Below are 13,399 nucleotides of genomic sequence, written 5' to 3' on the forward strand. Positions count from 1 at the left end.
GCGTTCATGCTGGGGCCACGGGCCCTTTTGTTTTTTCCGAAGCGCGTCGGATGGTCGATTGCGCGAGAATGTCTGTGGTACCCGATGACAGGAGTCACCCCGATGTCCACCAACTCTTCCGACGACCGTCCGGAGCGCGAGCCGCGTCGCCGTGACGATGGTGACAGGGGCGGCTTCCGAGGCGGCCGTGACGACCGTTCGTCCGCGCCTCGACGCGACAACGACCGCGGCCCGCGCCGCGATGACAACCGTGGCGGTAGTGCCGGTGGCGGCGGTGGTTTCCGTCGTGATGACCGGGCTCCGAGGCGTGAGGACGACCGTGGTGGATACCGCGGCGGCCTGCGTGACGACCGTGGTGGACGTCCGGCCGGCGGCTTCGAGCGTCGCGACGACCGCCCGCGCGGTCCGCGCCGCGACGACGACCGCGGTGGTAACACCGGTGGCGGTTTCCGCCGCGACGACAGCCGCGGTGGTAACACCGGTGGCGGCGGTGGTTTCCGTCGTGATGACCGGGCTCCGAGGCGTGAGGACGACCGTGGTGGATACCGCGGCGGCCAGCGTGACGACCGTGGTGGACGTCCGGCCGGCGGCTTCGAGCGTCGCGACGACCGCCCGCGCGGTCCGCGCCGCGACGACGACCGCGGTGGTAACACCGGTGGTGGTTTCCGCCGCGATGACAGCCGTGGCGGCAGCACCGGTGGTGGTTTCCGCCGGGATGACAGCCGCGGTGGCAGCACCGGTGGTGGTTTCCGCCGCGATGACAGCCGTGGCGGCAGCACCGGTGGTGGTTTCCGCCGCGATGACAGCCGCGGTGGTAACACCGGTGGTGGTTTCCGCCGCGATGACCGTGACCGGGGCCCGCGCCGCGACGACCGCCCGCGCGGTCCGCGCCGCGACGACGACCGCGGTGGTAACACCGGTGGTGGTTTCCGCCGCGATGACAGCCGCGGTGGTAACACCGGTGGTGGTTTCCGCCGCGATGACAGCCGCGGTGGCAGCACCGGTGGTGGTTTCCGCCGGGATGACCGTGACCGGGGCCCGCGCCGCGACGACGATCGGCCCAGCAACTTCCGTCGTGATGACCGGGCTCCGAGGCGTGAGGACGACCGTGGTGGATACCGCGGCGGCCAGCGTGACGACCGTGGTGGACGTCCGGCCGGCGGCTTCGAGCGTCGCGACGACCGCCCGCGCGGTCCGCGCCGCGACGACGACCGTGGTGGTAGCACCGGTGGTGGTTTCCGCCGGGATGACAGCCGTGGCGGTAGTGCCGGTGGCGGTGGTTTCCGCCGTGACGACCGCAACGACCGTGGTCCCCGTCGTGACAACGACCGAGGCGGCGACCGTGGCGGGTTCCGGGGCCGGGACGACCGCGGTGGCTACCAGGGACGTGACGACCGGGACCGCGAGCCCGTCAAGCGGCTTCCGATTCCCGACGACGTCACCGGCCACGAGATCGACAAGGACGTGCGGCAGGAGCTGATGAGCCTGCCGAAGACCCTTGCCGAGGACGTCGCGCGGAACCTCGTCATGGTTGCCCGTCTCATCGACGACGACCCCGACCAGGCTTACGCGTACTCGCGCATCGCCCTGCGTCTGGCGTCCAGGGTCGCCGCCGTTCGGGAGGCCGCGGGCTTCGCCGCGTACGCCACACAGAAGTACGCAGAGGCGCTGGCCGAGTTCCGCGCGTCGCGGCGTATGACCGGGTCCGTGGAGCTGTGGCCCGTCATGGCCGACTGCGAGCGCGGTCTCGGGCGTCCCGAGCGGGCCATGGCCATGGCCGGTGAGCCCGAGGTGCAGAAGCTCGACAAGGCCGGACAGGTCGAGATGCGCCTGGTCGCCGCCGGCGCCCGGAGGGACATGGGGCAGATCGACGCGGCGATCGTCACGCTTCAGGGTCCTGAACTCGCCTCCAGCGCGGTCCACTCGTGGACTCCGCGCCTGCGTTACGCCTACGCCGACGCACTCCTCGAAGCCGGCCGCGAGGACGAGGCCCGTGAGTGGTTCGGCAAGGCACTGGAGGCGGACAAGGACGGCGCGACCGACGCGTCCGACCGCTTGGCCGAACTCGACGGTGTGGAGTTCGTCGACGCGCTCGGCGACGACGAGAGCACCGTCGCGACGGCCGACGCGGGCGGGCCCGTAACGGCCGGGCAGGACGCCGGCGAACGTGACGCTGACCTCCGGTACGCCGACGATGCGGACGACACCGACGCGCACGAGCACGACGACGACCAGGATGACGAGGATCAGGACGATGACGCGGACGGTTCCGCGAAGGGCTGATCGCGCCTGAGGCACGGACGAGGAAGGGCGGCACCCCGGTGGGTGCCGCCCTTTCGCGCGTTCAGGGCCCCGCCTGAGCCGTGCTCCGGGCGTTCGTGCGGGGCCGCGGCTCAGTCGGTACCGAGACTGCGCAGGACAAGTCCCGTAGCCGGCTTCGGACCGAACGACGTCGACTTCCGGGGCATCGTGACGCCCTGCCGGGCCAGGTCCCGGACCACATCCTCGCGCACCGGATGCATCAGGACCGCCGTGGCGTCATTCCGTTCCGCCTGCTCGACAACCGCCGCTGTGTCGTGGATGTAGGCGATGTGCTGCGGATCGTCGGGGATGCCCCACACCTCGTCGAGGAGGGTGGAGTGCAGCACCGTCGCGTCCAGGGTCCGCCAGGCTGCCGGCCGGTCGGGGCGGATGGTACGGGCCAGCAGGCCTTCGTCGGGCCGGTCGGCCAGGTGGAAGTGCCCGTCGCCCGCCAGCAGGAAGGCGTTGCCCTCGGAGGTGGCCTCCGCGAGCACGTCGAGAGCTCCAGTGAGGGGCATGTCCACGGGACGGACACGGAAGCGGCCGTCGAGGGCTTCGAGTGCCCGGGCGACCGGAAAGCGGTGCAGCAGCCGGTGGATGGCGCGGACCCGCAGCGGATAACGGGCCGTGTCGACGAGAAGCACGAGACCGAAGTCCCAGGGCCCAGGGGTCGACTGTTCCCGCTGGAGCCGCAGGTAGGTGGCCCAGCGGTGGTGGCCGTCGGCGATCAGCGCCTGGCGGCGGGAGAGGTCGGACTCGATCCCGGCCCGTTCGCCGGGATCGGCGACGGCCCAGAGGCGGTGGCTGAACCCGTCCTCGGTGGTCGTGTCGAGCAGCGGCGGGCGTTCCGCGACCCGCTCGATGACGGCCGCCGCGCCGTTCGGCCCGTTGTCCCCCGCGTAACTGAGCAGCAGTGGTTCGAGGTGTGCCGCCACGGTGCGCATCAGGTCGGCCCGGTCCTCGACGACGTCGGCCATGACGTCCTCGTGCGGCATCACGATCCCCTCGGACGCGGGGGAGAGCGCGAGGGCGCCGATCACACCCCGCTGGAGGATGTCACCGGAGCGCTGCTCGTAGACGTAGAGCACGGGTGCCGGGTCCGGTGCGAGCACGCCCTCCGCGAGCCACTTCTTCAGGGTCGCGGCGGCCTGCCGGTGGCGTTCGGCGGCCGTGCCGGCCTGCGGGAGGATCAGGCGCACGATGTTGTGCGGGTCCGCGGACTCGAGGTGGTGCAGCCCGTCCGGCCGCACGACGACGTCGTACGGTGGCGAGGTCACCGCCGCCAGGCTGCCGACCTGTTCGGGGACGTACCGCAGTCCGCGGAAGGGGGTCAGCCGCAGTCCCCTGCCGGCGGCGGGCCCGGATGTGTTCATTTGTGCATCGTATGTGCGCTCCCGCGATGCGCGATGATCGGGGGAGATGCATGGAAAGAGGAGCGCAGGCATATGAGTCAGCAGTACAGGTCCAGGCCGCTCGGGAGCAGCGAGGCGCTCAGCGGGGCGTACGACACCGCTCTGCTCGATCTGGACGGTGTGGTGTACGCGGGCGGCCACGCGATCGTCCACGCGGTCGAGTCGCTGGGCAGCGCCCGGGAGAGCGGCATGCGGCTGGCCTACGTGACGAACAACGCCCTGCGGACGCCGGACGCCGTGGCCGAGCACCTGACGGAGCTGGGTGTGCCCGCCGAGCCCGCCGACGTCATCACGTCGGCGCAGGCGGTGGCCAGGCTGATGGCCGATCAGCTGCCCGCCGGGGCGCGGGTGCTCGTGGTCGGCGGTGAGGGTCTGCGCGTCGCACTCCGGGAACGGGGCCTGGTGCCCGTGGAGTCGGCCGACGACGAGCCGGTCGCCGTGGCGCAGGGTTACGGCGGGCCCGACCTCCCGTGGGGGAGGTTCGCCGAGGCGGCGTACGCGATCGCGGGCGGGGCGGTGTGGTTCGCGTCCAACACGGACCTGACGATCCCGAGTGCCAGGGGCATCGCGCCGGGCAACGGCGCCGCGGTGGAGGTCGTGCGCATCGCGACCGGGGCCGAGCCGCAGGTCGCGGGCAAGCCGTTGCCTCCAATGCACCGTGAGACGGTGCTGCGGACCGGGGCCGAGCGGCCGCTGGTCGTGGGGGACCGGCTGGACACGGACATCGAGGGGGCGTTCAACGGCGGGGTGGACTCGCTGCTCGTGCTGACCGGGGTGACCGGTGCCGCACAGCTACTCGCGGCCGAACCCAGGTTCCGGCCGACCTATGTGGACCGGGACCTGCGCGGGCTGCTCACCGGCCAGCCCGAGGTGTCGCCGGAGGGGGACGGATTTGGCTGTGGGGGCTGGACGGCCTCGGTGCGCGGGGACGCGCTCGCGCTGGAGGGCGGCGGTGACCCCGTGGACGGGCTGCGGGCCCTGTGCGGTGCCGCGTGGACGCATGCCGGGGACGGGGCGGGCACGCTGGATGCGGCCAAGGCGGTGGCGCAACTGGACCTCTGAGACCCTCCGGCGGCGGGCGTCCGGGGCTTGCTCAGGGGCCCTGGCGCCGGTATGCCACCGCCGAGTTGGCGCTTTCAGAGGATAGGCTAACCTAACCACGTGTTGGTCGAGAGTCCCCCCGAATCGAGTCCGGGCCCCGAAGCCGCGCCGGACAGGCCCGCGCACGCCCGGCGCCATGCGTTCCGCGCCGCCGGTCTCCTGATGTCCGTGGGCGTCCTGGTGCTGGTATGCCTCGCGAGTGTCGCGATCGGCGCCAAGGCGCTGCCGCTCTCCGACGTGTGGCACGGCCTGTTCCACTACTCCGGGACGAACGGCGATGTCCTCATCCGGGACGTGAGGGTCCCGCGCACGGTGCTGGGGCTGATCGTCGGGGCCGCCCTCGGACTGGCCGGGGCGGTGATGCAGGCGCTGACCCGCAACCCGCTCGCCGAACCCGGACTGCTCGGCGTCAACGCCGGCGCGGCCGCCGCCGTCGTCTCGGCCATCAGCTTCCTCGGCGTCACATCACTGACGGGATACGTCTGGTTCGCGTTCGGGGGCGCCGCCCTGGTGTCCGTGGCCGTGTATCTCCTCGGCGGCAGCCGGTCGGCGAACCCCGTACGGCTGGCACTCGCAGGCACGGCGGTCACCGCGGCGCTGTTCGGATACGTCAACGCCGTTCAGCTGCTGGACTCGGCGGCCCTGGACCGGCTGCGCTTCTGGACCGTCGGGTCGCTGGCCTCCGCCGACACGGAGACCGTCGGCAAGGTGTGGCCGTTCATCGCGGTCGGCGTGGTGCTGTCGCTGCTCATCGCCCGGCCGCTCAACGCGCTGGAGATGGGCGACGACACGGCCAGGGCGCTCGGCGCGCACCTCATCCGCACGCGTGTCCTCGCCATGGTGTCCGTCACCCTGCTGTGCGGGGCCGCGACCGCCGCCTGCGGGCCGGTCGTCTTCATCGGGCTGATGATCCCGCACCTGGTCCGCACCATCACCGGTCCCGACATGCGGTGGATCCTGCCGTACGCGGCCGTTCTGGCGCCGGTGCTCCTGCTCGGCGCCGACGTGGTGGGCCGGGTCGCCGCCCGTCCCTCCGAGCTTCAGGTCGGCATCGTCACCGCACTGCTCGGCGGTCCCGTCTTCATCCATCTCGTACGACGTAAGAGGATGGCCCAGCTGTGAAGTCCGCGCAGGACACCACGAGGACGGTCCGCGCCGTGCGGACGGCCGGCGGGCTCTCCATCCGGGTGGACACCCGGGCGTTCGCGGTGATCGCACTGCTCCTCGGGGTGGCGGCCTTCGTGGCCGTCGTGCTCGTCGGCAGCGGCGACTACGCGATGTCGCCCGGTGAGGTCGTCACCACGCTGTTCGGCAACGGGACCTTCCAGCAGGAGTTCATCGTCACGGAACTGCGTCTGCCGAGGGTCCTGGTCGGGCTCCTCGTCGGTGCCGCGCTCGGTGTGGGCGGCGCGGTCTTCCAGAGCGTCTCCCGAAATCCGCTCGGCAGCCCCGATGTGCTCGGCTTCGGCCAGGGTTCCGCGGTCGGCGCCCTCGCCGTGATCGTGCTCCTCCACGGCGGACCCACCGAGGTCGCCGCGGGCGCCGTCGCCGGAGGCACGCTGACCGGGGTGGCGGTCTACCTGCTGGCCTGGAAGCGCGGAGTACACGGCCACCGCCTCGTCCTCGTCGGTATCGGCGCGGCCGCCATGCTCACCGCGGCGATCCACTACCTGATCACCAAGGCCAACCTCGTCGACGCCACCCGGGCCGTCGTCTGGATGACCGGGTCGCTGGACGGCAGGGACTGGGCCCAGGTGTGGCCGTTGCTCGGGGTCTGCTGCGCGCTGCTCCCGGTGATCCTCGTACACGGCCGGGCCCTGCGCATGATCGAGATGGGGGACGACGCGGCGCACGCCCTGGGCGTGAAGGTGGAGCGCACCAGGCTCCTCCTGCTCGGCTGCGCCGTCCTGCTCGTCGCCGTCGCGACCGCCGCCGCGGGCCCCATCGTCTTCGTGTCGCTCAGCGCTCCGCAGGTCGCCCGGCGGCTCACCCGCGCCCCCGGGCCCAACCTGGCCGCCGCGGCCGGTACGGGCGCTGTCCTGCTGCTCGTGGCCGACTGGACCGCGATGAACGCGTTCGGGGACCGCCGGCTCCCCGTGGGCGTGGTCACGGGCGTACTCGGCGGCTGTTACCTGCTGTGGCTGCTGGTCTCCGAGCGCCGGTCGGGACGCATATGAGGCCGGACGCGCCGGACACCACGCAGACCACGTCCACCGATTCCGGGAGTACGCCCATGCAACGCCTCACCGCAGACTCGGTGACCCTCGGCTACGACCAGCGCGTCATCGCCGAGAACCTCTCGGTCGAGATACCCGACCACTCGTTCACGGTCGTCGTCGGACCCAACGCCTGCGGCAAGTCGACCCTGCTGCGCGCACTCTCCCGGATGCTGCAACCGAGCAGCGGGGAGGTCCTGCTGGACGGGGATTCCATCCACCGGCTGCCCGCGAAGAAGGTCGCGAGGACGCTGGGCCTGCTGCCCCAGTCCTCCACGGCCCCCGACGGCATCACCGTCGCAGACCTGGTCTCCCGCGGCCGCTACCCCCACCAGTCACTGCTGCGCCAGTGGTCGCCCGAGGACGAGCGGATCGTCAAGGACTCGATGGAGTCCACCGGCGTCGGGGAGCTCGCGGACCGCTTTGTCGACGAGCTGTCCGGCGGACAGCGACAGCGCGTCTGGATCGCCATGGCGCTCGCCCAGCAGACCCCGCTGCTGCTGCTCGACGAACCGACGACGTATCTCGACATCCAGCACCAGATCGACGTGCTCGACCTCTGCGCGGAACTGCACGAGACGCGGGGGCGCACCCTGGTCGCCGTGCTGCACGACCTCAACCACGCGGCCCGCTACGCCACCCACCTCATCGCCATGCGCGGTGGGAAGGTCGTCGCCGAGGGGGCGCCCGGCGACATCGTCACCGCGGAACTCGTCGAGGAGGTGTTCGGGATGAGGTGCCAGGTCATCGACGACCCGGAGACGGGGACGCCGCTGGTGGTGCCGGCGGCCCGCAGGAGGCGCACCGGGGCCGCCGTCTGAGGCCCGCCCCGCCGGCCGGTCCCGCCGGCTCAGAGCATGGACTTGAGCTTCAGCAGATCGCGGAAGCCCGCCTCCAGCCGCACCCGGCCGGACGCCCAGGCCTTCGCGAAGTTGAGCCGGCCCTCGACCATGGCCACCAGATCGTCACCGGTCATGGCGAGCCGGATCTCGGCCTTCTCCCTGGGCGGGCCGTCGAGTGTGTCCACGACCTGGATCCGGCCGTACGCCAGCCGTCCGGTGAACGTCACGTCGAGATCCCTGATGTGGCAGCTCAGCGAGCGGTCGAGGTCGGCGGCGCCGCGCACGTCGCCGTCCGCGCCCGCCAGATTGCCGGAAAGTGTGTCGAGTGCGCTGCGGCACTCCTCCAAGGTCGCCATCGTCACCGACGGTACACCGGCCCTTCGGGGTAGCGTTCCCGCATGAGCGACTGGATGCCGGGGCCGGACACGGCGCAGCAGGGCGAGGCGGCCGTACAGCCCGCCGCGCCTCCCGCGCCCTCGTACGACCCCGCCCCGCCCGAGCCGCTCGGCGTCGAGCGCACCCCGACGGGTCACGCCGCGGTGGACGCGCGGCTGGAGCGGCTGGCCGACGCGGACCACCTCGCCGCAGACAGCCACACCGAGGTGTACGAGGATGTACACCGTGGGCTGCGCGAAGAGCTGACGGCTCTGGACGCCCGGCCCGCACCCGCACAGACGCCCGCGCACGACAACAGGAGCTGAACCGAACGTGGCAGGAGTGGCACGTCGCCGCCTCGACGCCGAGCTGGTACGCCGCAAGCTCGCCCGCTCGCGTGAGCACGCGAGCCAGCTGATCGCAGCGGGGCGGGTGACCGTCGGCGGCAACACGGCGACCAAGCCCGCCACCCAGGTCGAGACCAGTGCCGCCGTCGTCGTCGTCAAGGACGACAGCGATCCCGAGTACGTCTCGCGCGGCGGCCACAAACTCGCGGGCGCCATCACCGCCTTCGCGCCACTGGGGCTGCGGATCGAGGGACGACGGGCACTGGACGCCGGGGCCTCGACCGGTGGCTTCACGGACGTGCTGCTGCGCGCCGGAGCCGGCCACGTCGTCGCCGTCGACGTCGGTTACGGCCAGCTCGCCTGGTCACTCCAGTCCGATGAACGCGTCACCGTCAAGGACCGTACCAACGTGCGTGAGCTGACGCTGGAGCAGATCGACGGGAAGGCGGTGGACCTGGTGGTCGGCGATCTGTCGTTCATCCCGCTCGGCCTCGTGCTGCCCGCCCTCGCCCGCTGCGCGGCTCCCGACGCCGACCTGGTGCTCATGGTCAAGCCGCAGTTCGAGGTGGGCAAGGAGCGCCTCGGGAGCGGCGGTGTGGTCCGCAGCCCCGAGCTGCGGGCCGAAGCGGTACGGGAGGTGGCACGCCGGGCCGGACTGCTGGGCCTCGGCGTCCGGGGGGTGACGGCGAGCCCGCTGCCCGGGCCGTCGGGAAATGTCGAATACTTTCTGTGGCTGCGGGCCGGCGCACCTGAGCTGGATCCCGCGGACGTCGATCGTGCAGTGGCGGAGGGGCCCCGTTGACGACGCATGCGGCACAACCCGGTAACCCGGAACGAACTGTCTTCCTGCTCGCGCACACCGGCCGTCCGGCCGCCATCCGCAGCGCCGAGCTCGTCGTCCAGGGCCTGCTGGCCAACGGCCTCGGAGTCCGCGTGCTGGCCGCGGAGGCCGAGGACCTGCCGCTGCCACCGTCCGTGGAGACGGTGACGTCCGCCACGCCGACGGCGGTGGACGGATGCGAGCTGCTGATCGTCCTCGGCGGGGACGGGACGCTGCTGCGCGGGGCCGAGATCTCCCGCGCCTCCGGCGTCCCCATGCTCGGCGTCAACCTCGGGCGGGTGGGGTTCCTGGCCGAGGCCGAGCGCGACGACCTGGACCAGGTCGTCGACCGGGTCGTCACCCGCGCCTACAAGGTCGAGGAGCGCATGACGCTCGACGTCGTCGTGCGCAGCAACGGTGACATCGTGCACACCGACTGGGCACTCAACGAGGCCGCGGTGCAGAAGGTCTCGCCCGAGCGGATGCTGGAGGTCGTCCTGGAGATCGACGGCCGCCCGGTGACCGGCTTCGGCTGTGACGGGATCGTCTGCGCCACCCCGACGGGATCGACCGCGTACGCATTCTCGGCGGGCGGCCCGGTCGTCTGGCCGGAGGTCGAGGCGCTGCTCATGGTGCCGATCGGCGCCCACGCGCTGTTCGCCAAGCCGCTGGTGACCTCGCCCGACTCGGTGATGGCCGTGGAGGTCCAGCCGCACACGCCGCACGGCGTGCTGTGGTGCGACGGCCGCCGGACCGTCGAGCTGCCCGCCGGGGCCAGGGTCGAGGTGCGGCGCGGAGCCGTGCCCGTACGGCTCGCGCGGCTCCACCAGGCCTCGTTCACCGATCGCCTGGTCGCCAAGTTCGCGCTGCCCGTGCAGGGCTGGCGGGGTGCTCCGCACTGATCCGGGAGCGCCGCTCACACCCGCGTGAGTGAACCGGTCACCGGGGTCCGTCGCACACCGGGCTCCGGACCTCGTAAGGTCATGTCCGTGTTGGAGGAGATGCGGATACGGTCGCTCGGAGTCATCGACGACGCGGTGGTGGAGCTGTCACCCGGTTTCACCGCGGTGACGGGCGAGACCGGCGCGGGCAAAACCATGGTCGTCACCAGTCTCGGGCTGCTGCTCGGCGGACGCGCCGATCCCGCCCTGGTGCGGATCGGTGCCAAGGCCGCGGTCGTCGAGGGGCGCATCACCGTGTCCCCGGGGGACGCGGCGGCGGTGCGGGCCGAGGAGGCCGGGGCCGTGATCGAGGACGGCGCGCTGCTCGTCAGCCGTACCGTTTCGGCTGAAGGGCGCTCCCGTGCCCACCTGGGCGGCAGATCGGTGCCCGTCGGCGTGCTCGCCGAACTCGCCGACGAACTCGTCGCCGTGCACGGCCAGACCGACCAGCAGGGCCTGCTCAAGCCCGCCCGGCAGCGCCAGGCCCTGGATCGCTACGCCGGCGCCGGCGTGGACGGACCGCACGCCAGGTACACCGACGCCTACCGGCGCCTGCGCGCGGCCGTCACGGAGCTCGACGAGCTGACCACCCGGGCCAGGGAGCGGGCGCAGGAGGCGGATCTGCTGCGCTTCGGCCTCGACGAGGTGGCCGCGGTGGAGCCGCTGCCCGGCGAGGACACCGCACTCGCAGCCGAGGCCGAGCGGCTCGGCCACGCGGAGGCCCTCGCCTCCGCGGCCGCCCTGGCCCACGGGGCGCTGGCCGGGGATCCGGAGGACCAGGAGGGCGTCGACGCCACCACGGTCGTCGCCGCCGCCGGACGCTCGCTGGACGCAGTACGGGCGCACGACCCGGCGCTGGCCGCGCTCGCCGACCGGATCGGGGAGATCTCGATCCTGCTCGCGGACGTGGCCGGGGAACTGGCGGGTTATGCCGACCAGCTGGACGCCGACCCTCTGCGGCTCGCCGCTGTGGAGGAGAGGCGGGCCGCGCTCGCCGCGCTCACGCGCAAGTACGGCGAGGACATCGCCTCCGTGCTCGCCTGGGCGCAGGAAGGCGCTTCCCGGCTGACCGAGCTGGAGGGCGACGACGACCGGATCGGCGAACTGACGGCGGAGCGCGACGCGCTGCGCGGTGAACTCTCCGTCCTCGGGCAGGAGCTGACCGACGCGCGGACGGAGGCCGCCGCGCGCTTCGCCGCCGCGGTGACGCAGGAGCTGGCGTCGCTCGCCATGCCGCACGCCCGGGTCTCCTTCGCCATCCGGCAGACCGAGGCACCGGACGAGGCGTCCGGCATCGACGTCGGCGGCCGGAGCGTGCTCTACGGGCCGTCCGGGGCCGACGAGGTGGAGCTGCTGCTCGCACCCCATCCCGGTGCCCAGCCGCGGCCGATCGCCAAGGGCGCGTCGGGCGGCGAGCTGTCCAGGGTGATGCTCGCCGTCGAGGTGGTCTTCGCGGGTTCCGACCCCGTGCCGACGTATCTCTTCGACGAGGTCGACGCCGGTGTCGGAGGCAAGGCGGCCGTCGAGGTCGGCCGGCGGCTGGCGAAGCTCGCCCGGTCCGCACAGGTCGTCGTGGTCACCCACCTGCCGCAGGTGGCGGCCTTCGCCGACCGCCAGTTGCTGGTGGAGAAGACCGTGGACGGATCGGTTACCAGGAGCGGCGTCACGGTCCTGGAGGGCGAGGACCGGGTCAGGGAGCTGTCCCGGATGCTGGCCGGCCAGGAGGACTCGGAGACGGCCCGCGCCCATGCCGAGGAGCTCCTGGAGACCGCGCGCGCCGACGGCCGATAGGCCGGCGGACGTCAGTTCCGGGCCGCTCGCTTCACTCGTAGGAGTGAGGCGGGGGCCCCGCCGTCGCCGTGGCGCCAGGAGCAACGTTTCATCGGTCCCGGAACGTGCGTACGGACTGGCATCCTTGGCGCTGTACATTCCACCGACTCGGGAGCTCCGGGAGCCGATCAACGTGTCACAGCTGCGTACGGTCCAAGTCCTGGGCGGTGGTGCCGGAAGCAGCGCTCACGTCAGCTCGCTCGCCGCTGGTCTCATCGCCCGGGGAGTTCAGGTCACCGTCTGCGCCCCGGCCGGCGCGGGCCGTGCCCACGGCCTCCCCGCGACGGGAGCCCGCTTCGTCGCGGTGCCCCGCCGCAGCGACCCCGCCGCCGTCGCCGCCCTCCGTACCGCGTGCACCGGCGCGGACATCGTCCACGCCCACGGGCTGCACGCCGCCGTACGCGCGGCGATCGCCATCAGCGGACGCGGCACGCCCCTCGTCATGACCTGGCACTCCCGCGTCCACGCGGAGGGAACCCGCGGCCGGCTGCTGCGCCTGCTGGAGAGAAGGGCCGCGCGTGCCGCGGCCGTTGTGCTGGGCACGTCGTGGGAGCTGGTCGAACGGGCCCGTCGGCGCGGCGCCAGAGATGCCAGGCTCGCACCGGCGGCCGTCCCGGCGAGTCCCGTCGGCGCCGCCGCCGACGCGGACAAGACCCGCGCCGAACTGGGCGCCGTGGGAAGGCCTTTCCTCGTCTCGGTGGCCCAGGAGGGGCAGGACACACTGCTGGACGCCGCACGTGAGTGGCGCGCACTGGACCCCACGCCCCTGCTGGTGGTAGCCGGGGAGGACGCCCGGTCCGGGACCCTGCGTCACCGGATCGCGGACGAAGGGCTGCCCGTCGTCCTGGCGGGCGGCGGGGAGGACATCGGCGCGCTCCTCGCCGCAGCCGACGTGGCCGTGCTGGCGGGCCGCGGGGACACCGGGCCGCTTCTCGCACGAGAGGCGCTGCGACTCGGCGTACCGCTGGTCGCGGCCCCGACCTGCGGACTGCCCGAACTCGTCGGCGAGGCAGCGGCGTTCGTTCCGCACGGAGACGCGGCGGCGCTGGCCGGCACCGTCGTGCGGCTCCTCGGCGACGCGGAGCAGCGCGAGCGGCTCGTCGGTGCCGGGCGCGCGCAGGCCGCCGGATGGCCGACCGAGGACGACACGATCGCCCATGTCCTGTCCGTGTACGACGAGCTGGCCCAGCCCCTGGCCACCGCCCGGGCGTGAG

At 72.8% G+C, this 13,399-nt stretch carries 13 protein-coding genes; 10 read left to right on the forward strand and 3 right to left on the reverse strand.

What is annotated here, in order from left to right; all coding sequences use genetic code 11:
- On the reverse strand, window positions 1-1,449 hold a 1,449-nt coding region (locus ACFU5K_RS15165), incomplete at its 3' end, for a hypothetical protein (RefSeq protein WP_384061006.1).
- 30 nt (window positions 1,450-1,479) lie between these two features.
- Between ACFU5K_RS15165 and ACFU5K_RS15170 the strand changes: the two genes are divergently transcribed.
- Window positions 1,480-2,283 (forward strand): hypothetical protein, encoded by an 804-nt coding sequence (locus ACFU5K_RS15170; RefSeq protein WP_384061008.1) that lies wholly within the window; start codon window positions 1,480-1,482, stop codon window positions 2,281-2,283.
- A gap of 110 nt (window positions 2,284-2,393) precedes the next feature.
- On the opposite strand, the gene ACFU5K_RS15175 is transcribed toward ACFU5K_RS15170, so the two are convergent.
- Window positions 2,394-3,674 carry a DUF1015 family protein gene (locus ACFU5K_RS15175; RefSeq protein ID WP_384061011.1) on the reverse strand — a complete coding sequence of 427 codons (1,281 nt, stop codon included), beginning with the start codon at window positions 3,672-3,674 and terminating at the stop codon, window positions 2,394-2,396.
- A 72-nt stretch (window positions 3,675-3,746) separates the two neighbouring features.
- Between ACFU5K_RS15175 and ACFU5K_RS15180 the strand changes: the two genes are divergently transcribed.
- From ACFU5K_RS15180 to ACFU5K_RS15195, 4 genes are all read left to right on the forward strand, one after another.
- Window positions 3,747-4,775, forward strand: coding sequence for an HAD hydrolase-like protein (locus ACFU5K_RS15180; protein ID WP_384061014.1), 1,029 nt, complete (start codon window positions 3,747-3,749; stop codon window positions 4,773-4,775).
- 201 nt (window positions 4,776-4,976) lie between these two features.
- The gene (locus tag ACFU5K_RS15185; RefSeq protein ID WP_384061161.1) at window positions 4,977-5,936 is read left to right on the forward strand and encodes a FecCD family ABC transporter permease; all 960 of its coding nucleotides are present in this window, start codon (window positions 4,977-4,979) and stop codon (window positions 5,934-5,936) included.
- Window positions 5,933-6,991: a FecCD family ABC transporter permease gene (locus tag ACFU5K_RS15190; protein ID WP_384061016.1), complete on the forward strand. Its 1,059-nt coding sequence runs from the start codon at window positions 5,933-5,935 to the stop codon at window positions 6,989-6,991. The genes ACFU5K_RS15185 and ACFU5K_RS15190 overlap by 4 nt, the downstream gene beginning before the upstream one ends.
- A gap of 56 nt (window positions 6,992-7,047) precedes the next feature.
- Window positions 7,048-7,851 (forward strand): ABC transporter ATP-binding protein, encoded by an 804-nt coding sequence (locus tag ACFU5K_RS15195; protein WP_384061018.1) that lies wholly within the window; start codon window positions 7,048-7,050, stop codon window positions 7,849-7,851.
- A 29-nt stretch (window positions 7,852-7,880) separates the two neighbouring features.
- Here ACFU5K_RS15195 and ACFU5K_RS15200 read toward each other — a convergent pair whose 3' ends face one another.
- On the reverse strand, window positions 7,881-8,228 hold the full coding sequence (locus ACFU5K_RS15200; RefSeq protein ID WP_384061021.1) for an SCP2 sterol-binding domain-containing protein: 348 nt from the start codon (window positions 8,226-8,228) through the stop codon (window positions 7,881-7,883).
- A gap of 42 nt (window positions 8,229-8,270) precedes the next feature.
- On the opposite strand from ACFU5K_RS15200, the gene ACFU5K_RS15205 reads away from it, so the two are divergent.
- From ACFU5K_RS15205 to ACFU5K_RS15225, 5 genes are all read left to right on the forward strand, one after another.
- Window positions 8,271-8,573 (forward strand): hypothetical protein, encoded by a 303-nt coding sequence (locus tag ACFU5K_RS15205; protein WP_384061023.1) that lies wholly within the window; start codon window positions 8,271-8,273, stop codon window positions 8,571-8,573.
- A 7-nt stretch (window positions 8,574-8,580) separates the two neighbouring features.
- Window positions 8,581-9,396 (forward strand): TlyA family RNA methyltransferase, encoded by an 816-nt coding sequence (locus tag ACFU5K_RS15210; RefSeq protein WP_384061026.1) that lies wholly within the window; start codon window positions 8,581-8,583, stop codon window positions 9,394-9,396.
- A complete protein-coding gene (locus ACFU5K_RS15215) occupies window positions 9,393-10,316 on the forward strand; it encodes an NAD kinase (RefSeq protein WP_384061029.1) in 924 nt (307 codons plus the stop codon). The genes ACFU5K_RS15210 and ACFU5K_RS15215 overlap by 4 nt, the downstream gene beginning before the upstream one ends.
- 81 nt (window positions 10,317-10,397) lie before the next feature.
- Window positions 10,398-12,146 (forward strand): DNA repair protein RecN, encoded by a 1,749-nt coding sequence (recN, locus tag ACFU5K_RS15220; protein ID WP_384061031.1) that lies wholly within the window; start codon window positions 10,398-10,400, stop codon window positions 12,144-12,146.
- Window positions 12,147-12,318: 172 nt separating this feature from the next.
- On the forward strand, window positions 12,319-13,398 hold the full coding sequence (locus ACFU5K_RS15225) for a glycosyltransferase family 4 protein (protein ID WP_384061034.1): 1,080 nt from the start codon (window positions 12,319-12,321) through the stop codon (window positions 13,396-13,398).
- Window position 13,399 lies beyond the last annotated feature (1 nt).

It is taken from the genome of Streptomyces sp. NPDC057428 (genome assembly GCF_042803195.1).
In the GTDB taxonomy this organism is placed as follows: Bacteria; Actinomycetota; Actinomycetes; order Streptomycetales; family Streptomycetaceae; genus Streptomyces.